This is a genomic window from Streptomyces sp. NPDC007264, from assembly GCF_042869095.1.
Lineage (GTDB): Bacteria > Actinomycetota > Actinomycetes > Streptomycetales > Streptomycetaceae > Streptomyces.
In genome coordinates this window covers 266571-287896 of record NZ_JBIAFD010000006.1, presented here as the reverse complement: position 1 = coordinate 287896, position 21326 = coordinate 266571, and the positions used below count along the sequence as shown (strand labels likewise).

Below are 21326 nucleotides of genomic sequence, written 5' to 3'. Positions count from 1 at the left end.
CGTGGCCCTTCCCGCGATCCCCTCATGCCGGGGGCGTTCCTCGATCAACGGTGCCGGGTGCGGGATTCGAACCCGCAAGCCCTCTCGGGCAGATGTGTTTGAGACATCCGTGTATGCCATTCCACCAACCCGGCCACAGCACTGCCGTGAGTGTACCGGGTCACCGCCGCTCACCGCCTCTGGGTAGGCTGCATGAGCAGCACTACCTGCCCGGCCCGTACCGAGGAGCCCCCGTGACCTCCCCCGAGTCGCCCCAGCCCGTCGCCGACGACGACAAGTCGCACGTGCCTCCGCTGACGACCCGTGTCGTCATCGCCGAGGACGAGGCACTCATCCGGCTCGACCTCAAAGAGATGCTCGAGGAGGAGGGCTACCACGTCGTCGGTGAGGCCGGGGACGGCGAGCAGGCCGTCGAGCTGGCCCGTGAGCACCGGCCCGACCTGGTGATCCTGGATGTGAAGATGCCCAAGCTCGACGGCATCTCCGCCGCCGAGAAGATCGCGGAGGAGAGCATCGCCCCGGTGCTGATGCTGACCGCCTTCTCGCAGCGCGACCTCGTCGAGCGGGCGCGTGACGCCGGTGCCATGGCGTATCTCGTGAAGCCGTTCAGCAAGAGCGACGTCGTACCGGCGATCGAGATGGCCGTCTCGCGGTTCAACGAGCTGAAGACGCTGGAGAAGGAGGTCGCCGACCTCTCCCAGCGGCTGGAGACCCGCAAGCTGGTCGACCGGGCGAAGTCGGTCCTGCAGACCGAGTACGGGCTGACGGAGCCGGCCGCCTTCCGCTGGATCCAGAAGACGTCCATGGACCGCCGCATGTCGATGCAGCAGGTCGCCGAGGCCGTCATCCAGGACGCCGAGGAGAAGAAGGCCGCGAAGGACTGACGCCCGCGACGGCGCGTACGACGAGGCCCGCACCCCCCTGACGCCGGGGTGCGGGCCTCGATGTGTACGGCGGCGCCGCGAGGAGTCGCTCAGTCCTCGCCGAGGTACGCCTTCCGCACGGATTCGTCGTGCAGCAGGTCCTGTCCGGAGCCCGACAGGACGATGTTCCCGACCTCCATCACATGGCCCTGGTCGGCGAGCGACAGGGCCGCCTGGGCGTTCTGCTCCACCAGCAGGATGGTGGTGCCCTGGGACTTCAGTTCGGCGATGGTCGCCATGATCTTCTGCATCATGATCGGCGAGAGGCCCATGGAGGGCTCGTCGAGCATGAGCAGCTTGGGCTGGGACATCAGGGCACGGCCCATGGCCAGCATCTGCTGCTCGCCGCCCGAGAGGGTGCCCGCGGCCTGCTTGCGGCGCTCGCCCAGGATCGGGAAGAGCTCGTAGGCGCGCTGGATGTCCTTCTCGATGCCTTCCTTGTCCTTGCGCAGGAAGGCGCCGAGATGGAGGTTCTCCGCGATCGTCAGACGGGGGAAGATGTGCCGGCCCTCGGGGGAGTGGGCGAGTCCGAGGGCGACGATCTTGTGCGCGGGGACGCTGGCGAGCGGCTTGCCATCGAAGACGATCTTGCCGCCGGTGGGCTTGAGCAGGCCCGACAGGGTGCGCAGGGTCGTCGTCTTGCCGGCGCCGTTGGTGCCGATGAGGGTGACGACCTGGCCGGCCTCGACGGTGAAGGAGATGCCCTTGACGGCTTCGATCTTGCCGTAGGCCACCCTGAGGTCTTCGACCTCGAGCAGTGCGGTCACTGGGTCTCTCCCTTGGTGCTGCCGGTGGTGCTGTCTGCGGGCGCCTCGGCGACGGCTTCGGCCGCCGCGACCTCGGCGGCCTCCTCTTCTCCGGGTTCGCCTTCGAAGGGGGTGCCGAGGTAGGCGGCCACGACGCGTTCGTCGGCCTGGACGACCTCGGAGGTGCCCTCGACGAGTTTTTCGCCTTGGACGAGGACGGCGACGCGGTCGCAGAGGTTGAAGATGAAGCGCATGTCGTGCTCGATGACGAGGACGGCGATGCCCTTGTCGCGGATGGCGAAGACGAGCTCCTCGGTGGCGCGGGTCTCCTGGGGGTTCATGCCGGCGGTGGGTTCGTCCAGCAGGAGGAGTCCCGGCTCGCTCGCCAGTGCCCGGGCGATCTCCAGCTTGCGCTGTTCGCCGTAGGGGAGGTTGCGCGCGAGGTGGTCGCGCTTGGGGGCGAGCCCGACGAAGTCGAGGAGTTCCATGGCCCGCTCCTCGGACTCCCGCTCGGCCTTCCTGAAGCCGGGGCCGCGCAGCAGGGCGGACCAGAGGCCCTCCTTCGTCCGTGTGTGGCGTCCGACGAGGACGTTCTCCAGGACGGTCATGTTGGCGAAGAGCCGGATGTTCTGGAAGGTGCGGGCGATGCCGGCCTGGGTGACGAGGTGGGGCTTGGGCGGCAGGACCGTGCCCTTGTACGAGACGGTGCCTTCGGTCGGTATGTACAGGCCGGTGAGGCAGTTGAAGAAGGTGGTCTTGCCGGCGCCGTTGGGGCCGATGAGGCCGACGATCTCGCCGCTGTTGACGGTGAAGTCGACGGAGCGTACGGCGGTGAGACCGCCGAAGCGCATGGTGACGGCGCGGGCTTCGAGTACTGGTGTGGTCATGGTGGTGGTCACGCCCCCGCCTTGGTGACGGCCGGTTCGTCGGCGAGTGTTTCTTGTGCTGGTACGTCGAGTTGGCCGGTCTCGTGGAATTCGAGCTGGCGGCGGCGGTTGGCGATGATGCCCTCCGGCCGGAAGCGCATCAGCAGGACCAGGGCGACGCCGAAGGCGAGGAGCGACTTGTCCTGGAGGAAGACCAGCTTCTCCGGGATCAGGTACAGCAGGGCGGCGCCCAGCAGCGGGCCCGCGACGGTGCCCATGCCGCCGAGGACGACAGCGGCCAAGATGAAGGCCGAGTTGGGGGGCGTGGATCCCGCGAACTGGTAGGGGTCGGGGACCACGCTGTAGGTGACGTGGGCGCTGACGGTGCCCGCCAGACCGGCCAGGGAGGCGCCGAGGGCGAAGGCGATGAGCTTGACCCGGAAGCCGTTGATGCCCATGGCGGTGGCGGCGGTCTCGTCCTCGCGGATGGCGATCCAGGAGCGGCCGATGCGGGAGTCGGTGGCGCGGGTGTAGACGAGGACGACGATGGCCATGACGAGGACCATCAGCAGGTAGTAGTTCGCGAACCGGCCGATGGTGAAGCTGCCCAGGTCGTGCGCCTGCCCGAAGTCGAACCCGAAGAGCTTCAGGTCCGGGATGGAGGGGATGCCGTTGGGGCCGTTGGTGATGTTCGGGCCGGAGTCGCCGTCCATGTTCTTGACGGCGATGCGGAAGATCTCTCCGAAGCCGAGGGTGACGATGGCGAGGTAGTCGCCGCGCAGTCGCAGGGTCGGGGCGCCGATGAGGACGCCGAAGACGAGGGACGCGGCGGCGCCGGAGAGGGCGGCGGCCCAGAAGGGGAACTGGACGCCGGAGAAGCGGGAGAACTCGGAGCCGGAGACCAGGGCCGCGGTGTACGCGCCGACGCCGAGGAAGGCGACGTAGCCGAGGTCGAGGAGGCCCGCGAGGCCGACGACGATGTTGAGGCCGAGGGCGACCGTTCCGAAGATCAGGATGTTGACGCCGATGTTGGCGTAGTGGTCGTCGGTCTGGGTGAGGGGGAAGGCGATGGCGGCGACGAAGCCCATCGCGAGGGTGAAGCTGCGGTTGCCGGCGACGATGTGCGAGAAGCGGTCGAGCAGGCCGGCGGTGTGCGCCGCCCAGACGGCGAAGACGACGACGACGAGGTAGCCGATGAAGAGCTCACCGTACTCGGTGTCGATGCCGTAGGCGAAGGCGAACAGGCCGATGGCGGTGACGGCGGTGACGACGGCGCGCTGGATCCAGGGGGCGGTGGCGGCGGCCGGCGGGATGCGGTCGGGCTTCGCGACGGACGCGCGCAGGGTGTCCTTGGCGGACTCTTCGCCGGCTCCGGGCTGGGGGAGGGCGAGGGCGCCGAGGAGGGCGAGGAGGGAGGCGACGGCGGCGACGTAGCCGCCTGGTTCGAGGTTGACCAGTCCGCCGAGTTTGGCGGCGATGGCGATGACGGTGAACCAGGTGGTGCCGAAGGCGCCGAGGGCGGTGAGCACCGCGGGGGCGTTGTTGCCGGCCGGGACGAGCCAGCCGAGGCCCTTGACGCCGTGGCCGGCGAGGGCGAAGAGGGCGACGAGGATGCCGGCGGTGAAGGTCAGCCACTGCAGGCCGCCCGGGTAGCCGTAGACGGTGAGGTCGCCGGGGAAGTCGGCGGTCCAGGTCCAGGCGAGGAAGGCGGAGGCCGTGGTGCCTATGCCGCCGACGAGGGTGAGGGCGCGGGCGGCGGCGGACGGCATCGGGACGAGGCCGCGTCCGGTGGCCACGGGCGTCTCGGGGATCTCCGGGGTTTTCGTGTCGGTCATGGTGATCACGCCCTGTCCGCGACGCGCTCGCCGAGGAGGCCCTGGGGCCGCAGCAGCAGTACGAGGATGAGGAGACAGAAGGCCCACACATTGGCCCAGCTGGAGCCGCCGAGCTGTTGCATACCGGGGATGTTGGTGATGTAGGCGGAGGCCAGGGTCTCGGCGATGCCGAGGACGACGCCGCCGAGCATGGCGCCGTAGATGTTGCCGATGCCGCCGAGGACGGCCGCGGTGAACGCCTTGAGGCCCATGAGGAAGCCCATGCGGTACTCGATGCTGCCGTACTTGAGGCCGTAGGCGACCGCGGCGACGGCGGCGAAGAAGCCGCCGATGGCGAAGGCGACGACGATGATGCGGTTGGTGTCGATGCCCATGAGCTGTGCCGTGTCGGGGTCCTGGGCGGTGGCCTGCATGGCACGGCCGGTGCGGCTGCGGCGGACGAACACGGCGAGTGCCGCCATGCAGACCGCGGCCGCGATGATCAGGAAGATGTCGGCGTCCTTGATGGTGACGGAGCCGAGGTCGTGCGTGGTGTCGAGACCGGGGAAGGGGCGGGCGCGGTCCGCCTGGGGGTAGAAGTTGCGGACGACTTCCTGGAGAGCCAGGGAGAGACCGATGGCGGTGATGAGTGGCGCCAGCCTCGGGGCTCCGCGAAGTGGCCGGTAGGCGAACCGTTCGGCTCCCACGGCGATGAGGATGGCAACGATGCCACCGCCTATCAGCATCAGGGGGACGAGGGCCCACATCGGAGTGCCGGAGGGCAGGATCAAGGAGACCGTGAGCGCGCCGAAGGCCCCGGTCATGAAGATCTCGCCGTGTGCGAAGTTGATGAGCTGGACGATGCCGTACACCATCGTGTAGCCGATGGCGATCAGCCCGTACATCGAGCCTAGGAGCAGCCCGTTGGCCAGCTGCTGCGGCAGGGTGTTCACCGCATGGCCTCCATGTCACTGGTGGTCGTGTTGTGCACTGTCATGTGCAGGACGGGATGTAAGGAGACGGGCCGCGCGGTCGGGGTCCTCCTTCCGCGCGGCCCGTCGGTGCACTGCTGGGGTGAAAGGTCAGCTGGCGTTGTACGTGCCGGTCTTCACGGCCTTCCAGGCGCCCTTCTCGACCTGGTAGACGGTGAGCTGCTTGTTGGTCGTGTCGCCGAACTCGTCGAACGAGATGTGGCCGGAGATGCCCTCGAAGTCGATCTTCTGGACGCCCTCGACGACCTTGGCACGCAGGTCGTTGCCGCTGGGCAGCTTGCCGCCGTTGGCCTCCTTGGCGGCCTTGACCGCGTTGATGATGGCGGTGGCGGCGTCGTAGGCGTAGGCGCCGTAGGCGCCGTAGTCGCCCTTGTAGCCCTTGGCCTTGTACGTCTCGACGAAGGTCTTGGCGGCGGGCAGGGTGTCGACGGGGACACCGACGGCGGTGGCGAGGTCGCCCTCGGCCGCCTTGCCGGCGGTCTGGATGTAGGTGGTGGCGTACATGCCGTCACCGCCCATCAGCGGGATCTTGACGCCCGCGTCCTTGAGCTGCTTGGTGATCAGCTCGGACTCGTCGTACTGGCCGCCGTAGTACAGGATGTCGGCGCCCGAGTTCTTGATCTTGGTGACGAGGGAGCCGAAGTCCTTGTCGCCGGTGTTGACGTGGTCGGTACCGGCGATCTTGCCCCCGACCTTCTTGAACGTGTCGTTGAAGATCTTGGCGAGGCCGGCGCCGTAGGTCTGCTTGTCGTCGACGACGAAGGCCTTCTTCTTCTTGAGGCCGTTGTAGGCGTAGTCGGCGGCGAAGCCACCCTGGAGTGCGTCGGTGGTGGCGGTGCGGAAGTACGTCTTGTAGGGACGCGTCTTCTTGGTCTGCCAGTCCTTGCCCTGGGTCAGCGTCGGGTTGGTGTTCGACGGCGAGATCTGGACCATGTTGGCGGACGCGAACACCTGCTGCATCGACTGGGCGACGCCGGAGTTCAGCGGGCCGACGGCACCGACGACGGTCTTGTCGCCGACCAGGGCCGTGGCGTTCTGCTGGCCGTTGGCGGGCTGGGCCTTGTCGTCCAGGGCCTTGACCGCGAATTTGACGCCGGGAACGGTGTTCTTCTTGTTGGCGTCGTCGACGGCGATCTGGACGCCGTACTGGATGCCGAGGCCCGTGGTCGAGTTCTCGCCCGAGAGCGGGGCGTCCACACCGATGGTGATCGTGGTGGAGCCGCTGTCGCCGCCCTTGTCGCTGTCGTTGTCGCGGGAGCCGCACGCGGTGAGGGTCAGAGCTCCGGTGGTGAGCACTGAGGTGAGGATCACCATAGAACGCTGTCGCACAATCAGTCCTTTCCGCAGGCGTGGCCGCCGTCCTGTGGGGCGGCGCGAGTGCCGCGCTGGTACCGAACTCCCGATGGAGCGGTGACTGGCCGTGACTCTAAGCCCGGTCTGACAGGATGGGCATCGCCGAGCGCTGGCTTGTGACTTTCTTGTTATGACGTGCCGGTTGGTGGGTATCGGGGAGGGCGGTTCCCAGACGGCCTGGCGGAATTTTCCTGTGATCCGCAGTCTGAGAACGCGCACTTCCCGTCGGCCATGGGCGGGCCCGGCGTCCGGACGCGCCGCAGACCGTGTGGAGGAGCTCCGAAAGGTCGCGGGAGAAGGCGCCGCCGAAGATGAAACTGTGCTGTTGCATTGCGCGCGTGTTACGCAGCGTTACATCCAGGAAAGGGAGGTCCGGATCCAGCGACAGCCCGGCGCAGTCCGCCACGGCTATCTCCAGCCCGATGCGGCGGGTGGTCCCTGCGGGCACGCTGACGGACGGACCCGGTGTGGCCCGGGCGCGGAGTCCGGTCAACCCGGCCCTGATGTCGGAGACGGTCACGGGCGAGCCGCCGCGGACGGAGATGTCGAAGCGGAAGGTGCCGGTGGGGGAGGCGGCGGTGGCACGGCGGGCGACCCCCGCGTAGCTGAACCGGGTCACGTTCACGGGCCAGGGCGGCAGCTCCGGCGGCAGGTCCGGCCGCGGGGGCGGTGTGACGGGCGGTGCGGACAGGAACAGGAGGGCGCCCGTGACGGCCAGGGCGGCGGCGCCCAGGACGGCGGCGCGGGTACGTGCCGGCAGCCGCGTCCAGCGGTCGGACAGGCGGGGCGGGTCGCTGCCGATGACATCGTGACCGGGCTCGGGTTCGGCCGATTCGACGGGTTCGACCGGTCCGACGCCGCTCATGGCCGGGGCCTCATGGGGCAACGGTAGGGGTGCCGGGCCCGCCCGGGAAGTGGGAGTGACGCGGGGGGAGTCGAGGGGGCTCGCGCGGGGCCGGGTGCGGGCCGGGGGAGGGGGGAGTGCTTCGGAGGGTGACCGGGGCAGGGGGCCGGTGGGGGCCTGGGTGCTCGGTCACCCTTCAGGGGTCAGTCCGTCGCCGGGACCTGCTCCGCGTCGCCCGGCCGCACGTCCCGCAGCAGGCAGGTGAGGCGGGCGGTGCACACCCGCTTGCCGTCCTCGCCGGTGATCACGATCTCGTACGTCGCGGTCGAGCGCCCTCGGTGGACGGGTGTGGCGACACCGGTGACCAGGCCCGAGCGCACCCCGCGGTGGTGGGTGCAGTTCAGGTCGACCCCGACGGCGATCTTGGAGCTGCCGCCGTGCAGCATGGTGCCGACGGAGCCGAGGGTCTCGGCGAGGACGGCGGAGGCACCGCCGTGCAGCAGCCCGTACGGCTGGGTGTTGCCCTCCACCGGCATGGTGCCGACGACCCGGTCCGCGGACGCCTCGACGATCTGGACGCCCATGCGGGTGCCGAGGTGCCCGGCGGAGAACAGAGCGGGCAGGTCGACACCGAGCGCGGCGTACTCGTCGACGACGTCCTGCGGGAACTTCACGGTGTGCTGCTCGCCCATGGGTACGGCTCCGTTCATATGATCGGTCACTCGGCTGGTCGCTGAGCAAACGCTCAGTCGGTGGCCGATTGTTCCAGGCGGACCACGACGGACTTGCTGGCGGGGGTGTTGCTGGTCTCGGCGGTGGCGTCGAGCGGGACCAGGACGTTGGTCTCGGGGTAGTAGGCGGCGGCGCAGCCGCGGGCGGTGGGGTAGTGCACGACACGGAAGCCGGGCGCCCGGCGCTCGACGCCGTCGTGCCACTCGCTGACCAGGTCGACGTACGAGCCGTCCGCGACGTTCAGCGCGCGGGCGTCCTCGGGGTGGACGAGGACGACGCGGCGGCCGTTCCTGATGCCGCGGTAGCGGTCGTCCAGGCCGTAGATCGTGGTGTTGTACTGGTCGTGCGAGCGCAGGGTCTGCAGCAGCAGCCGGCCCTCCGGCAGCTTCGGGTACTCCACGGGGGCCGCCGTGAAGTTGGCCTTGCCGGTGGCCGTCGGGAAGCGGCGCTCGTCCCGGGGGGCGTGAGGGAGCGCGAAGCCGCCGGGGCGGGCCACGCGCGCGTTGAAGTCCTCGAAGCCGGGGACCACCCGTGCGATGCGGTCGCGGACGGTCGCGTAGTCCTTCTCGAACTCTTCCCAGGGCACCGTGCTGCCCGCGCCGAGCACGCGGCGGGCCAGACGGCACACGATGGCCGGCTCGGACAGCAGGTGGGGGCTCGCGGGCTCCAGCCGGCCCCGTGAGGCGTGCACCATGCCCATGGAGTCCTCGACCGTCACGAACTGCTCGCCGCCGCCCTGGAGGTCGCGCTCGGTGCGGCCGAGGGTGGGCAGGATCAGGGCACGCGCGCCGGTGACCGCGTGCGAGCGGTTCAGCTTGGTCGAGACGTGCACGGTGAGGCGGGCGCGGCGCATGGCGGCCTCGGTCACCTCGGTGTCGGGGGAGGCGGACACGAAGTTGCCGCCCATCGCGAAGAAGACCTTCGCCTCGCCGTCGCGCAGGGCGCGGATGGCCCGTACGACGTCGTAGCCGTGCTCGCGCGGCGGCGCGAACCCGAACTCCTTCTCCAGGGCGTCCAGGAACGCGGGCGCGGGGCGCTCGACGATGCCCATGGTGCGGTCGCCCTGCACGTTCGAGTGACCGCGCACGGGGCACACGCCCGCGCCGGGGCGGCCGATGTCGCCGCGCAGCAGGAGGAAGTTGACGACTTCGCGGATCGTGGGGACGGAGTGCTTGTGCTGGGTGAGGCCCATGGCCCAGCACACGATGGTGCGGCGGGAGGCCAGGACCATGCCGAGGGCCTCCTCGATCCGCGCGCGGGTGAGTCCCGTCGCGGCGAGGGTCTCGTCCCAGTCGGCGGCGCGGGCCGCCTCGGCGAACTCCTCGAAGCCGTGCGTGTGCTCGCGCACGAACTCCTCGTCGACCGCGCCCTCCGTCTCGAGGACCAGCTTGTTCAGGAGACGGAAGAGGGCCTGGTCCCCGCCGAGGCGGATCTGCAGGAACAGGTCGGTCAGGGCCGCGCCCTTGAGCATGCCCCGGGGGGTCTGCGGGTTCTTGAAGCGCTCCAGGCCCGCCTCGGGCAGCGGGTTGACACTGATGATCTTCGCGCCGTTCCCCTTGGCCTTCTCCAGGGCCGCCAGCATGCGCGGGTGGTTGGTGCCCGGGTTCTGCCCGGCCACGATGATCAGGTCCGCCTTGTGGAGGTCCTCCAGGAGGACGCTGCCCTTGCCGACGCCGATCGTCTCGGAGAGCGCGGAGCCGGAGGACTCGTGGCACATGTTCGAGCAGTCGGGCAGGTTGTTGGTGCCCAGCTCGCGGGCGAAGAGCTGGTAGAGGAACGCCGCCTCGTTGCTCGTGCGGCCCGAGGTGTAGAAGACCGCCTCGTCGGGGGAACCGAGCGCGGCGATCTCCTCGGCGATGATGTCGAAGGCGCGCTCCCAGGTGACGGGCTCGTAGTGCGTGCCGCCCTCCGGGAGGTGCATGGGACGGGTCAGACGGCCCTGCTGGCCGAGCCAGTAGCCGCTGCGGGTGGCGAGATCGGCCACGGGGTGCGCGGCGAAGAACTCGGGGGTGACCCGGCGCAGGGTGGCCTCCTCGGCGACCGCCTTCGCGCCGTTCTCACAGAACTCCGCCGTGTGCCGGTGCTCGGGCTCGGGCCAGGCGCAGCCCGGGCAGTCGAAGCCGTCCTTCTGATTGACGCGCAGGAGGGTGAGCGCGGTACGGCGCACGCCCATCTGCTGCCGGGCGACGCGCAGGGTGTGCCCGACGGCGGGCAGGCCCGCGGCCGCGTGCCGGGGTTCGGCGACCTGCGGAGCGTCCTGGACCGGGTCACCCTTGGGCGGCTTGCTGGCCATGTCGGCTCTCCCCTTCGCGTGCACGTGTGAGCTGCGTCTCCGATCCTCGCACGGGCCACCGTCGATGCCCCCCGCCCGGTCCCGCCGCTCGCGGGCGGCTCCCGCTGTCAGTGGGGCGTGGCAGGATCGGGGGCGTGGCAGAGACAGCATCGAAGAAGACCGAGCAGACCTCAGGCGGCGGCCGTCCCCGGCTGATGCTCATGGACGGGCACTCACTGGCGTACCGCGCGTTCTTCGCGCTGCCCGCGGAGAATTTCACGACCGCGACGGGCCAGCCGACGAACGCGATCTACGGCTTCGCGTCGATGCTGGCGAACACGCTGCGCGACGAGGCGCCCACGCACTTCGCGGTGGCGTTCGACGTCTCGCGCCGGACCTGGCGCTCCGAGGAGTTCACGGAGTACAAGGCGAACCGCTCGAAGGCCCCGGACGAGTTCAAGGGCCAGGTGGAGCTGATCGGCGAGCTGTTGGACGCCATGCACGCCCCGCGCTTCGCGGTCGAGGGGTTCGAGGCCGACGACGTCATCGCCACGCTCGCCACCCAGGCCGAGGCCGAGGGCTTCGAGGTGCTGATCGTCACCGGGGACCGCGACTCCTTCCAACTGGTCACCGAGAACACGACGGTGCTGTACCCGACGAAGGGCGTCTCGGAGCTGACCCGCTTCACCCCGGAGAAGGTCCTCGAGAAGTACGGGCTGACGCCGGCGCAGTACCCGGACTTCGCGGCGCTGCGCGGCGACCCCTCGGACAACCTGCCGGGCATCCCCGGGGTGGGGGAGAAGACGGCCGCGAAGTGGATCAACCAGTTCGGTTCGTTCGCGGACCTGGTGGAGCGCGTCGACGAGGTGAAGGGCAAGGCCGGGCAGAACCTGCGCGACCACCTGGAGTCGGTGAAGATGAACCGCCGGCTGACGGAACTGGTGCGCACCGTCGAGCTGCCGAGGACGGTGACGGACCTCGAGCGCGCGGCCTACGACCGCAAGGCCGTCGCGGTGGTCCTGGACACCCTGGAGATCCGCAATCCGTCGCTGCGGGAGCGGCTGATGGCCGTCGACCCGGGCACGGAGGAGGCCGAGACGGCGGGTCCGGTGCTCGACGGCGTCGAGCTGGACGGGGCGGTGCTGGGCGCCGGCGAACTGAAGCCGTGGCTCGCCGAGCACGGCCTGCAGGTCCTGGGCCTGGCCACGGTCGACGCATGGGCGCTGGGCACGGGCGCGGTCGCCGAGGTGGCGCTCGCCGCGGCCGACGGGGCGGCGGCCTGGTTCGACCCGACGCAGCTGGACGAGGCGGACGAGAGGGCGTTCACGGAGTGGCTCGCCGATCCCGCCAGGCCGAAGGTGCTGCACAACGCCAAGGGCGCGATGCGGGTCTTCCCCGAGCACGGCTGGTCCGTCGAGGGCGTGACCATGGACACGGCACTGGCCGCGTACCTGGTCAAGCCGGGCCGGCGCACCTTCGCACTGGACACGCTGTCGCTGGAGTACCTGGGCCGGGAGCTGGCGCCGGCGGCCACGGCCGACGGGCAGCTCGCCTTCGGGACGGACGAGGGCGCCGAGTCCGAGGCGCTGATGATCCAGGCCCGCACCATCCTCGACCTCGGCCAGGCGTTCGAGGAGAGGCTGCGGGAGGTCGGCGCGGCGGACCTGCTGCGTGACATGGAGCTGCCCGTCTCCGCGCTGCTCGCCCGCATGGAGCGGCACGGCATCGCGGCGGACCGGGCGCATCTGGAGGCCATGGAGCAGATGTTCGCGGGCGCCGTCCAGCAGGCGGTGAAGGAGGCGTACGCGGCGGCCGGGCACGAGTTCAACCTGGGCTCGCCCAAGCAGCTCCAGGAGGTCCTCTTCGGCGAGCTGGGCCTGCCCAGGACGAAGAAGACCAAGACGGGTTACACGACGGACGCCGACGCGCTGGCGTGGCTGGCGACCCAGACGGACAACGAGCTGCCGGTGATCATGCTGCGCCACCGGGAGCAGGCGAAGCTGCGGGTCACGGTCGAGGGCCTGATCAAGACGATCGCCGCGGACGGCCGGATCCACACCACGTTCAACCAGACGGTCGCGGCGACCGGCCGACTGTCGTCGACGGACCCGAACCTGCAGAACATCCCGGTGCGGACGGACGAGGGCAGGGCGATCCGGCGCGGCTTCGTGGTGGGCGACGGCTTCGAATCCCTGATGACGGCCGACTACAGCCAGATCGAACTGCGGGTGATGGCACACCTGTCGGAGGACGACGGCCTGATCGAGGCGTTCACCTCCGGCGAGGACCTGCACACCACGGTCGCCTCCCAGGTGTTCGGCGTCGGGCGCTCTGCGGTCGACGCGGAGATGCGGCGCAAGATCAAGGCCATGTCGTACGGACTGGCGTACGGCCTGTCGGCGTTCGGCCTGTCCCAGCAGCTGAACATCGAGGCGGTGGAGGCCCGTGCCCTGATGGACACGTACTTCGAGCGGTTCGGCGGAGTACGGGACTATCTGCGCCGCGTGGTGGACGAGGCGAGGGCGACGGGGTACACGGAGACCCTCTTCGGCCGCCGCCGCTACCTGCCCGACCTCAACAGCGACAACCGCCAGCGCCGCGAGATGGCGGAACGCATGGCGTTGAACGCACCGATCCAGGGCACGGCAGCGGACATCGTCAAGATCGCCATGCTGCACGTGGACCGGGCCCTGCGCGAGGCCGGCCTCAGGTCCCGCATCCTCCTCCAGGTCCATGACGAGATCGTCCTGGAGATCGCCCCGGGCGAGCGCGAGAGGACGGAGGACGTGGTCCGCCGCGAGATGGCGGACGCCGTCCGCCTCAGGGCACCGCTGGACGTCTCGGTGGGCGCCGGCGAGGACTGGGAATCGGCGGCGCACTAGGGCCTCCGCACCGTCAGGCCGCCGTCGCCTTCCGGCCCGCTCCGGACAGGCGCTCGGTGGCGGGCCCCGGACGACACGGATCGGGGCGGGAGGGCACGACAGCGGTGTCCTCCGGGGGCGCGCCGCCTGAGCGGTCAGCGGGGGTGGCGGGTCAGCGGCGAGGCACCGGCCGACGTGGTTCGGTGTCCGCCCGGTCATGGCCGGCCGTGGTCGGACGCCACCCCCTGACCCCGGCCGAGTACAGCGCCAGCCCGACGACGAGACCCGCGCCCGAGCCGAAGCACACCGTCGGGATCAGTTCCCACGGCTTCGCGGTCGCACCCCAGTACTCCCACCAGCGCGACGCCCGCTGCACCGCCCCCACCACCGCACATCCGGCGATCACCGCGCCCGCCAGCCACCGGTCGGCCCGCGACAGCACCGGCACCCCCGGCGCCCCGGTCGAGCCGGCCGGTGTCCGCCGCAGTGCGAGCGTCACGAACACCGCGATCCCCACGGCCGCCCCGGCCGAACTCCCGTACTGCAGGTACCAGAACAGCGGCGCGCCGGCGAACTCCCGCCCCAGCACGGGGAACAGCCGCATCCCCCAGCGGTCGTGATGTGTGAACGCGTCCCACACGACATGCGTCAGCGCGCCCAGCGCCGCCGAGACGTACCATCGGACGGCCAGCGAAGGCGAGAGCCGTCGCCGCGGTGCGCCACAGCGCACCAGGACCGCGACCCGCCCCCGCACCGCTCGCGGCACCAGCGCCACCAGCGGCTCCCGCAGCACCAGCCACGCCCCGGCCAGGGCCCACGCGATGAGCACATCGACCGTGAACACCCCGGCGAAGGAGTGCGTGACCGTGCCGAACTCCATCGCCCCGGACACCACGCTCGCCGCGAAGTAGGTCATGTCGGGCGCGAACGAACCCGCGACGAGGACCGCGGGCACCAGTCGCCCGCGGCCCGACCCGTCCCGGCGTACGGCCGGGAGCACGGCTGCGGCATGACTGAGAGTGAACGGCAAGTCGGCCCCCCGCGGCGGAAACTGACCGGGTACAACCGCCCGGCGATCACAGACGTCTCAGTATGAGGGACGCAGGAAAAGGGTGAGGCGCTCCATTCGGCTCCACGTCCCGGCCAAGGCCACATGGCCACCTGGTGAAAACCGGGCACCCGCGGGTGCCCGGCCAACGGAAGTTGTCGTAGGGTCACTTGGTCGCCGCGCCGGGAACGGCCGGACGGAGAGCACAGCACAACCGCACACGCAGGGTCGTCGACGGGAGGGATTCGCTCAATGGCGGCGCATTTCGGCAGGAGGCTGCGCAAGGGGGCGGCAACCACAGCGGTGGCCGCGGCTGCGGTCGCGGCTCTGGCCGCGTCCCAGGCTCCGGGAGTGACCACCGACGACCAGGGCAGACGGACCACCGGCGCGGAGGCCACGCCCGGCGCCGACGACAACGGCACGGGCGGGGGCGGCGAGGACACCGCCACCGGAAACGGCGGCTACTACACCGATCTCCCCCCGCTCAACAGCCCCACCGACCCGCCCCGTGCGAGCACGGGCCCCACCACCGGCGCCCCCGGTGAGGGCGGCATACCCGCCACCGTCCTCGACGCCTACAAGAAGGCCGCGGCCGAGATCCGGCAGTCCAAGCCGGGCTGCAACCTGCCCTGGGAACTGCTCGCCGCCATCGGCAAGGTGGAGTCCGGCCAGGCCCGTGGCGGGCGGGTCGACGCGAACGGCACGACCTACTCGAAGATCCTCGGCCCGGTCCTCGACGGCAACGGCTTCGCCGACATCAAGGACACCGACCACGGTGCCTACGACGGCGACAGCACCCACGACCGAGCGGTCGGCCCCATGCAGTTCATCCCCTCGACCTGGTCCTGGGCGGGCCGCGACGGCAACGGCGACGGCATCAAGGACCCCAACAACGTCTACGACGCGGCCCTCGCCGCCGCCCACTACCTGTGCCGCGCGGGCCGCGACCTGTCGGTCCAGGCCGACATGAACGCGGCCGTCCTGGGCTACAACAACTCGCAGGCGTACCTGAACACCGTTCTGTCCTGGTACGAGTACTACCGCAAGGGCTCCCACTCGATCCCGGACGGCACGGGCGCGCTGCCCTCGCACCGCAGCGACGACACCTCCGTCCCGGAACCCCGGCCCACCCGGCCGCCGAGGAAGCCCGCGAAGCCCGGCACCGGCGGACCCGCCGAGCCGAGCCCGCCCCCGTCCTCGCCCGACAAGCCCACCAAACCGCCGACGCCGCCCCCCACCGGCACCGACACCGTGGACCACCTGGCGGACGGCGGCACCGGCAGGCTCTCGGCCATGGCGGGTGACACGTTCGACCACGACATCGTGGTGAAGGCCGTGACCGAGGCCGGCAAGGTCGTGCCGAAGGTCCGCGTCCGATTCGTGATCAGCGGCGACACGGACGCCGCCTTCACCGGCGGCGAGAAGGTGGCGGCGGTCGTCACCGACAGCACGGGCAAGGCGACCGCGCCCGCGCTCGTCGCCGGCGAGAAGACCGGCACCTTCACGGTCCGCGCCCTCGTGGTGGGCCGTACGGTCAGCGGCGTCGCCTACACGGCGACCGTCACCGAGCGCCGGGCCGACGCCCTCGCGCGCACCGGTGACACCCCGCTGACCTGCACTCCGGGCGGTGAGTTCGCCGACCAGGTCGAGGTGAAGGCGACGTACAAGGGCGCCGTCGCGGACGGCGTCGCGGCCACGGCGACCCTCGTCAAGTCGGCCGACGATCCGACCGAGAACGACAAGGGCCCCTACTTCAAGGACGCCGACGGCAAGACCGTGCGCACCCTCACGGGCCTGACGACCGACGCCGACGGGCTGCTGAAGCTCCCGAAGCTGTACGCCGACGACGCGACGGGCACGTTCCTGCTGCGTGTCAGCACCGCGGGCGGCGCCACCCTGACGGTCGAACTGACGGTGGCCGCGGCCACCACCACGCCGTCACCCGCACCCTCGGCGGGCTCCACCTCCTAGGCCCTGTCCACCCGCCCGCACACGACGGCGGCGCCCCTCCACGCCGGAGGGGCGCCGCCGTCGTGTGTGCGACTGTGCGTACGACGTGTTCTCATCTCGCGCGCCCGTTGCTACGGTGCCGGACCTGACGATGTATCAGATGCATTGGCTCCGGCCCGGGGAGGCCCGTATGCGCGCCCTCGTCGCAGCCGCGATCGGTCTCGCGGTGGCGCTCGCCCTGGTGTTCACCATGACGGCCATGGGCTCACCGTCCGGCACGACCTCCCCGAAACCGCTGCTGACGACGGTCCCCAGCCATCCGTGACCCACCAGGTCCGGAAGACGCGCCGCAGGGGGCCGGGCATTCGTACCGTACGCACAGGGAGGACGCCGAGATGCGCCGCAAGGCCAGCCTGATCCTGCTCGCCTTCGCCGTGTTCTTCACGGCGCTGTCCCCGCTGCTGCGCTGGTACGCCTTCCCGCGCCTGGCCAAGATCCCCGCGAACCAGTACCAGGCGGTGGTCCTGGAGGCGAAGGACGCCACCCTGCTCGACTACGGCACCATGAAGGCACGCACGGTCCCCGGGGTCACCATCGTGCAGACCCTCAAGGGCGACGTGGAGGCATCGGAGAAGATCGAGAAGACGGCCGGCCGGGACGTCGTCGTCTGGGACGGCCTGTCCTACGTCCAGGGGCCGGACGGCAAGATGGTCTCCCGCATCCCCGAGCGCTACATCTTCGACGCCCACAGCCAGGACCCCGTCCACGCCACCGGCGAGATGGTCGACGGCGACCCGGTCCGCCGCGCCGGCATCGAGTTCAAGTGGCCGTTCCTGACGCAGAAGAGGGACTACGAGTACTTCGACGCGCAGACGCGCACCACGTCCCCGATCCACTACCGGGGCACACGGACCTTCCGCGGTGTGAAGGTCTACTACTTCGAGCAGACCGTGCCCTGGACCAAGGTCCCCTTCCCCAGGACCATGCCCGTCCAGGGCATCACCCCCGAGTCGGTCGCCAGGACGGGCACCACCCGCTGGTACACCACGGTCCGCAGGTTCTGGGTCGAACCCGTGACCGGCGCGCCCGTCTACGGCGAGGAGATCCACAAGGAGGAGCTGCGCGGCGGCACCCTCCTGGGGGACCGCGACCGGGTCACGGCGTTCGCCGGACACGTGAAGATGCGCGAGGACTACATCCGGTCGACGGTCGCGCTCGTCGAGCACAACCGCCTGCTGATCCTCATGCTGACGTCCTACCTCCCGTGGGGCTTCCTCGTGCTGGGCGCCTGCCTGCTGTCCCTGTCCCTCTGGCTGGAGGCACGCGGCCGCCGTCCCGGCGATCCGGCACCCGCCGATGCCGTGGAGCCGGAGCCGGTCACCGCCTGAGGCGCGCGGCGGTGTGCCGGGTCGGCTCCGCGCCGGCCGGGTCCTCGGGCCAGGGGTGCTTGGGGTACCGGCCCCGCAGCTCGGCCCGCACGGCCCGGTAGCCGTCCCGCCAGAAGGACGCGAGATCGGCCGTGACGGCGGCCGGCCGTCCGGCGGGAGAGAGCAGATGCACCAGGACGGGCACACCGGCGACGCGGGGTGACTCCTGGAGCCCGAACATCTCCTGGAGCTTGACGGCGAGGACGGGCCGCTCGGGGTCGGCGTAGTCGATCCGGATCCTGGACCCGCTGGGCACGGTGATCCGCTCGGGGGCGAGTCCGTCGAGGCGGACGGCGTCCCCGGAGGCCCAGGGAAGCAGCCGGCTCAGGGCCTCTCCGGCGTCGATCCGTGCGAGATCGGCGCGCCGCCGGGCGCGGCTCAGCTCGGGCTCCAGCCATCCGTCCACGCGTGCGTGCAGCGCGTCGTCGGAGACGTCCGGCCACGGCTCGCCCAGACGCAGCCGGAGAAAGGCCAGGCGCTGACGCAGCACGCGGGTCTCAGGGGACCACCGCAGCAACCCGAACCCCTCCTGCCGCAGCCCGTCGAGAAGCGCCTCCCGCATGCGTGCGGGCGCGGGAGCCCGCAGCGGCCGCACCGCCAGCTCCACGGCCCCGAGCCGTTCCACGCGCCGGGCCACGACGTCCCCTCCGCTCCAGCGGACCTCGTCCGCCTCGGAGTGCAGCGCCGCGCCGGCCCGGCGTGCCACGCCCTCGTCCACGGTCGCCGCGAGCCGCACGCGCGCGTGCCCCGCCCCGACGGGCCGGTCGGCGACCGCGACGGCGAGCCAGGACGCGCCGCGCAGGCCCGACCCGGCCCCCGGTTCGGCGCGGGTGCCGTTCACCATGAGGTACGAACCCCCGTCGGCCCGCGCCAGCCGCTCGGGGAAGGCCAGGGCGGCGACGAGCCCCGCGACCTGGTCGTCCGGGGCCCGGAGGCCCCCCACCGCGTCGCGGGACGGGCCGCCCGCCGTCCGCAGCCGTCGCACCTCCTGCCGCCAGCGGGCCGCGTACGCGTCGCCCCCGCGCCGGGCCGCCCGCCACGCCGCCGCCAGATCGTCCCCGTACTCCCGCGGCGGCTCCTCGCTGAGCAGGGCGACCACCTCGGCGGCCCGCTCGGTGCCGACCTCGGGGGCCGCGTCCAGCAGCGCCCGGGCCAGCCGTGGATGCAGGCCGAGCCGGGCCATCCGCGTGCCCCGCCCGGTGGCACGGCCCGCCGCGTCCACCGCACCGATCGCCGTCAGCACCGACCGCGCCGCCGCCATCGCCCCGCCCGGCGGCGCGTCCAGGAGCGCAAGGCCGGACGCGTCCGGGTCGCCCCAGCACGCCGCCTGCAGGGCGAACGCCGTCAGATCGGCCAGCCGGATCTCCGGCGCCGGGAAGCGGGGCAGCCGGGAGTCCTCCGCCTCGGACCAGCAGCGGTACACCCGGCCCGGCGCCTCACGACCGGCCCGGCCCGCGCGCTGCCGCCCCGTCGCCTGCGAGGCCCGTACCGTCGTCAGGGCGCTCAGCCCCCGCGCATGATCCACCCGCGGCTCGCGTGCCAGCCCGGAGTCGACGACCACCCGTACCCCGGGCACGGTCAGCGACGACTCCGCGACGGCCGTCGACAGCACCACGCGCCGCGCGGCGGCGGGGGACAGCACCGCGTCCTGCGCGGCCGCCGACGCCCGCCCGTGCACCTGGAGCACCTCGACGCCGCCCAGGTCCCCGAGCCGCTCCGCCACCCGGGCGATCTCCCCGACCCCGGGCAGGAAGCACAGCACGTCCCCCTCGCACTCGGCCAGGGCCCGCCGCACCACCGCCGCCACATGCGCCGGCAGCGCCGGGTCCACCCGCAACCCGTGGGGCGGCCGCAGGGGACGGGCGGGCGGCGCCCACACCACCTCGACGGGGTGCGGGACGCCGTCCGCCTCGACGACCGGTGCCCCGCCCAGCAGCCGCGCCCAGCCGTCGGCGTCCGTCGTCGCGGAGGCCGCCACCAGCCGCAGCTCCGGCCGCAGGGTCTCCCGCACGTCGAGGAGGAAGGCGGCGACCGTGTCGGCGTCCAGGTGCCGCTCGTGGCACTCGTCGAGCACGACCACGTCGACGGCCGTCAGCTCCTGGTCCCGCTGGAGGCGCTGCAGCAGCACACCCGTCGTGACGACCTCCACGCGCGCGTGGGGCCCGGTCACCCGCTCGCCGCGCACGGTGTACCCGACGCTGCCGCCCGGCCTCTCCCCGAGCAGCCACGCCATCCGGCGCGCCGCGGCCCGCGCGGCGATCCGGCGCGGCTCGGCGACCACCACACGCCGTGCCGGTCCGCCGCCGACGAGTCCGGCGAGGACCAGCGGCACGAGCGTGGTCTTGCCGGTACCGGGCGGCGCGCACAGCACCGCGACACCCCGCTCGTCCAGGGCGCTCCGGAGAGCGGGGACGGCGGTGCGGACGGGAAGGCGGCCGAGGTCGTCGTGGCGGATCACCGCACCAGTGTTCCAGGCGCCCCCCGGCCGCCGGCCCGCCGCGACCGCCTCGCCCCCGTGTGCGGGCGTGCACCGCTCCGGCCCGTGTGCGGCCGTGCACCGTCTCGCCCCTGTGTGCGGCCGTCACCGCCCGGGCCCGCGTGCGGCCGTCCGTCTCAGCCCGCTCGCATCCGTCTCAGTCCCGCTCGCACACGAAGATCGCCGTGCCCGGGATCAGCCCGCCGCGCAGGGGTGACCACCCGCCCCACTCCGACGTGTTCCAGTCGGGCCATTCCGGCTCGACCAGGTCCACGAGCCGGAAACCCGACGCCACGATGTCCCGGACCCGGTCGCCGAGCGTCCGGTGGTGTTCGACGTAGACGGCCCCGCCCCGCTCGTCCTGCTCGACGTAGGGCGTGCGGTCGAAGTAGGAGGCGGACACCGACAGCCCCTCGGGCCCCGGCTCGTCCGGGAAGGCCCACCTGACGGGATGCGTCACCGAGAACACGAAGCGGCCCCCCGGCCGCAGCACCCGGTGCACCTCCCGCAGCACCAGGACCGGGTCGGCGACGAACGGCAGCGCCCCGTACGCGGAACACGCCAGGTCGAAGGAGCCGTCCGGGAAGGGCAGCGCACCGGCGTCGGCCTGGACCAGGGGGAACGCACCGCCGATGCGGAGCGCGTGCTGGAGCTGCCGGTGGGAGAGGTCCAGGGCCACCGGGCGGGCTCCCTGGCCGGCCAGCCAGCGCGAGCACTGCGCCGCGCCGGCGCCGATCTCCAGCACGTCCTTGCCCTTGAGCTCCTCCGGCGGGCCGAGCAGTTCGGCCTCGACCTCGTCGAGGCCCTCGGGGCACCATACGAAGCGGTCGTCCCCGAGGAACGTGCCGTGCTCGGTCTGGTACTCGTCCGCGTTCCGGTCCCACCATCCCCGGCTGGCCCGGGAACTCTCCGTGACGTCGGCCGGACGCCGGGTGGCTTCCGGTTCGAACTGTTCGGGCTCTTGGATGATCGGCTCCCTCGTCGTAATCTTCCGTCCGAACCGTCTCGGCGGTGTCACGGAA

The 21326-nt window shown here is 71.6% G+C and carries 16 protein-coding genes and 1 tRNA gene; 5 read left to right on the top strand and 12 right to left on the bottom strand.

The window, feature by feature from the left end; all coding sequences use genetic code 11:
- Window positions 1-51: 51 nt before the first annotated feature.
- Window positions 52-134, bottom strand: a tRNA-Leu gene (locus ACFYMU_RS12740).
- A gap of 99 nt (window positions 135-233) precedes the next feature.
- On the opposite strand from ACFYMU_RS12740, the gene ACFYMU_RS12735 reads away from it, so the two are divergent.
- The gene (locus ACFYMU_RS12735) at window positions 234-884 is read left to right on the top strand and encodes an ANTAR domain-containing response regulator (RefSeq protein ID WP_388371976.1); all 651 of its coding nucleotides are present in this window, start codon (window positions 234-236) and stop codon (window positions 882-884) included.
- A gap of 89 nt (window positions 885-973) precedes the next feature.
- Here the strand turns inward: ACFYMU_RS12735 and ACFYMU_RS12730 are convergent, their stop codons facing one another.
- The 8 genes from ACFYMU_RS12730 to ACFYMU_RS12695 form a co-directional block, all read right to left on the bottom strand.
- Window positions 974-1690 carry an ABC transporter ATP-binding protein gene (locus ACFYMU_RS12730; RefSeq protein ID WP_388371974.1) on the bottom strand — a complete coding sequence of 239 codons (717 nt, stop codon included), beginning with the start codon at window positions 1688-1690 and terminating at the stop codon, window positions 974-976.
- Window positions 1687-2556: an ABC transporter ATP-binding protein gene (locus tag ACFYMU_RS12725; protein WP_388372239.1), complete on the bottom strand. Its 870-nt coding sequence runs from the start codon at window positions 2554-2556 to the stop codon at window positions 1687-1689. Before ACFYMU_RS12725 ends, ACFYMU_RS12730 begins: the two co-directional genes overlap by 4 nt.
- A gap of 8 nt (window positions 2557-2564) precedes the next feature.
- Window positions 2565-4370, bottom strand: a complete 1806-nt coding sequence (locus tag ACFYMU_RS12720) for a branched-chain amino acid ABC transporter permease (protein WP_388371973.1) — start codon at window positions 4368-4370, stop codon at window positions 2565-2567.
- 5 nt (window positions 4371-4375) lie between these two features.
- On the bottom strand, window positions 4376-5302 hold the full coding sequence (locus tag ACFYMU_RS12715) for a branched-chain amino acid ABC transporter permease (RefSeq protein WP_388371971.1): 927 nt from the start codon (window positions 5300-5302) through the stop codon (window positions 4376-4378).
- A gap of 129 nt (window positions 5303-5431) precedes the next feature.
- Window positions 5432-6655, bottom strand: a complete 1224-nt coding sequence (locus ACFYMU_RS12710) for a branched-chain amino acid ABC transporter substrate-binding protein (protein ID WP_388372237.1) — start codon at window positions 6653-6655, stop codon at window positions 5432-5434.
- A gap of 112 nt (window positions 6656-6767) precedes the next feature.
- A complete protein-coding gene (locus ACFYMU_RS12705) occupies window positions 6768-7559 on the bottom strand; it encodes a hypothetical protein (RefSeq protein WP_388371970.1) in 792 nt (263 codons plus the stop codon).
- Window positions 7560-7741: 182 nt separating this feature from the next.
- Window positions 7742-8230, bottom strand: coding sequence for a PaaI family thioesterase (locus ACFYMU_RS12700; protein ID WP_388371968.1), 489 nt, complete (start codon window positions 8228-8230; stop codon window positions 7742-7744).
- Between the two features lie 53 nt (window positions 8231-8283).
- Complete coding sequence (locus tag ACFYMU_RS12695) at window positions 8284-10563, bottom strand: FdhF/YdeP family oxidoreductase (protein ID WP_388371967.1); 2280 nt, start codon at window positions 10561-10563, stop codon at window positions 8284-8286.
- Between the two features lie 134 nt (window positions 10564-10697).
- On the opposite strand from ACFYMU_RS12695, the gene polA reads away from it, so the two are divergent.
- Entirely contained in the window at window positions 10698-13424 is a 2727-nt protein-coding gene (gene polA, locus ACFYMU_RS12690) for a DNA polymerase I (RefSeq protein ID WP_388371965.1), read from the top strand.
- A 151-nt stretch (window positions 13425-13575) separates the two neighbouring features.
- Here the strand turns inward: polA and ACFYMU_RS12685 are convergent, their stop codons facing one another.
- Entirely contained in the window at window positions 13576-14433 is an 858-nt protein-coding gene (locus tag ACFYMU_RS12685) for a DUF4184 family protein (RefSeq protein ID WP_388371964.1), read from the bottom strand.
- Window positions 14434-14703: 270 nt separating this feature from the next.
- Between ACFYMU_RS12685 and ACFYMU_RS12680 the strand changes: the two genes are divergently transcribed.
- The 3 genes from ACFYMU_RS12680 (at window position 14704) to ACFYMU_RS12670 (ending at window position 17789) form a co-directional block, all read left to right on the top strand.
- Complete coding sequence (locus ACFYMU_RS12680; RefSeq protein WP_388371962.1) at window positions 14704-16422, top strand: lytic transglycosylase domain-containing protein; 1719 nt, start codon at window positions 14704-14706, stop codon at window positions 16420-16422.
- A gap of 169 nt (window positions 16423-16591) precedes the next feature.
- Window positions 16592-16726, top strand: coding sequence for an SPW_0924 family protein (locus ACFYMU_RS12675; protein WP_388372235.1), 135 nt, complete (start codon window positions 16592-16594; stop codon window positions 16724-16726).
- A gap of 70 nt (window positions 16727-16796) precedes the next feature.
- On the top strand, window positions 16797-17789 hold the full coding sequence (locus ACFYMU_RS12670; RefSeq protein WP_388371960.1) for a DUF3068 domain-containing protein: 993 nt from the start codon (window positions 16797-16799) through the stop codon (window positions 17787-17789).
- Here the strand turns inward: ACFYMU_RS12670 and hrpB are convergent.
- Together hrpB and ACFYMU_RS12660 are read right to left on the bottom strand one after the other, a co-directional pair.
- Window positions 17779-20286: an ATP-dependent helicase HrpB gene (gene hrpB / locus ACFYMU_RS12665; protein ID WP_388371958.1), complete on the bottom strand. Its 2508-nt coding sequence runs from the start codon at window positions 20284-20286 to the stop codon at window positions 17779-17781. The genes ACFYMU_RS12670 and hrpB overlap by 11 nt on opposite strands.
- A gap of 175 nt (window positions 20287-20461) precedes the next feature.
- Window positions 20462-21322, bottom strand: a complete 861-nt coding sequence (locus ACFYMU_RS12660) for a class I SAM-dependent methyltransferase (protein ID WP_388371957.1) — start codon at window positions 21320-21322, stop codon at window positions 20462-20464.
- Window positions 21323-21326 lie beyond the last annotated feature (4 nt).

What these genes read in the sequence shown, in the direction of transcription:
- ACFYMU_RS12680 (WP_388371962.1), top strand. Translation starts at nt 14,704, where the DNA reads ATGGCGGCGCATTTCGGCAGGAGGCTGCGCAAGGGGGCGGCAACCACA.
- ACFYMU_RS12705 (WP_388371970.1), bottom strand. Translation starts at nt 7,559, where the DNA reads ATGAGCGGCGTCGGACCGGTCGAACCCGTCGAATCGGCCGAACCCGAG.
- ACFYMU_RS12720 (WP_388371973.1), bottom strand. Translation starts at nt 4,370, where the DNA reads ATGACCGACACGAAAACCCCGGAGATCCCCGAGACGCCCGTGGCCACC.
- ACFYMU_RS12710 (WP_388372237.1), bottom strand. Translation starts at nt 6,655, where the DNA reads ATGGTGATCCTCACCTCAGTGCTCACCACCGGAGCTCTGACCCTCACC.
- ACFYMU_RS12675 (WP_388372235.1), top strand. Translation starts at nt 16,592, where the DNA reads ATGCGCGCCCTCGTCGCAGCCGCGATCGGTCTCGCGGTGGCGCTCGCC.
- ACFYMU_RS12700 (WP_388371968.1), bottom strand. Translation starts at nt 8,230, where the DNA reads ATGGGCGAGCAGCACACCGTGAAGTTCCCGCAGGACGTCGTCGACGAG.
- ACFYMU_RS12695 (WP_388371967.1), bottom strand. Translation starts at nt 10,563, where the DNA reads ATGGCCAGCAAGCCGCCCAAGGGTGACCCGGTCCAGGACGCTCCGCAG.
- ACFYMU_RS12725 (WP_388372239.1), bottom strand. Translation starts at nt 2,556, where the DNA reads ATGACCACACCAGTACTCGAAGCCCGCGCCGTCACCATGCGCTTCGGC.
- ACFYMU_RS12670 (WP_388371960.1), top strand. Translation starts at nt 16,797, where the DNA reads ATGCGCCGCAAGGCCAGCCTGATCCTGCTCGCCTTCGCCGTGTTCTTC.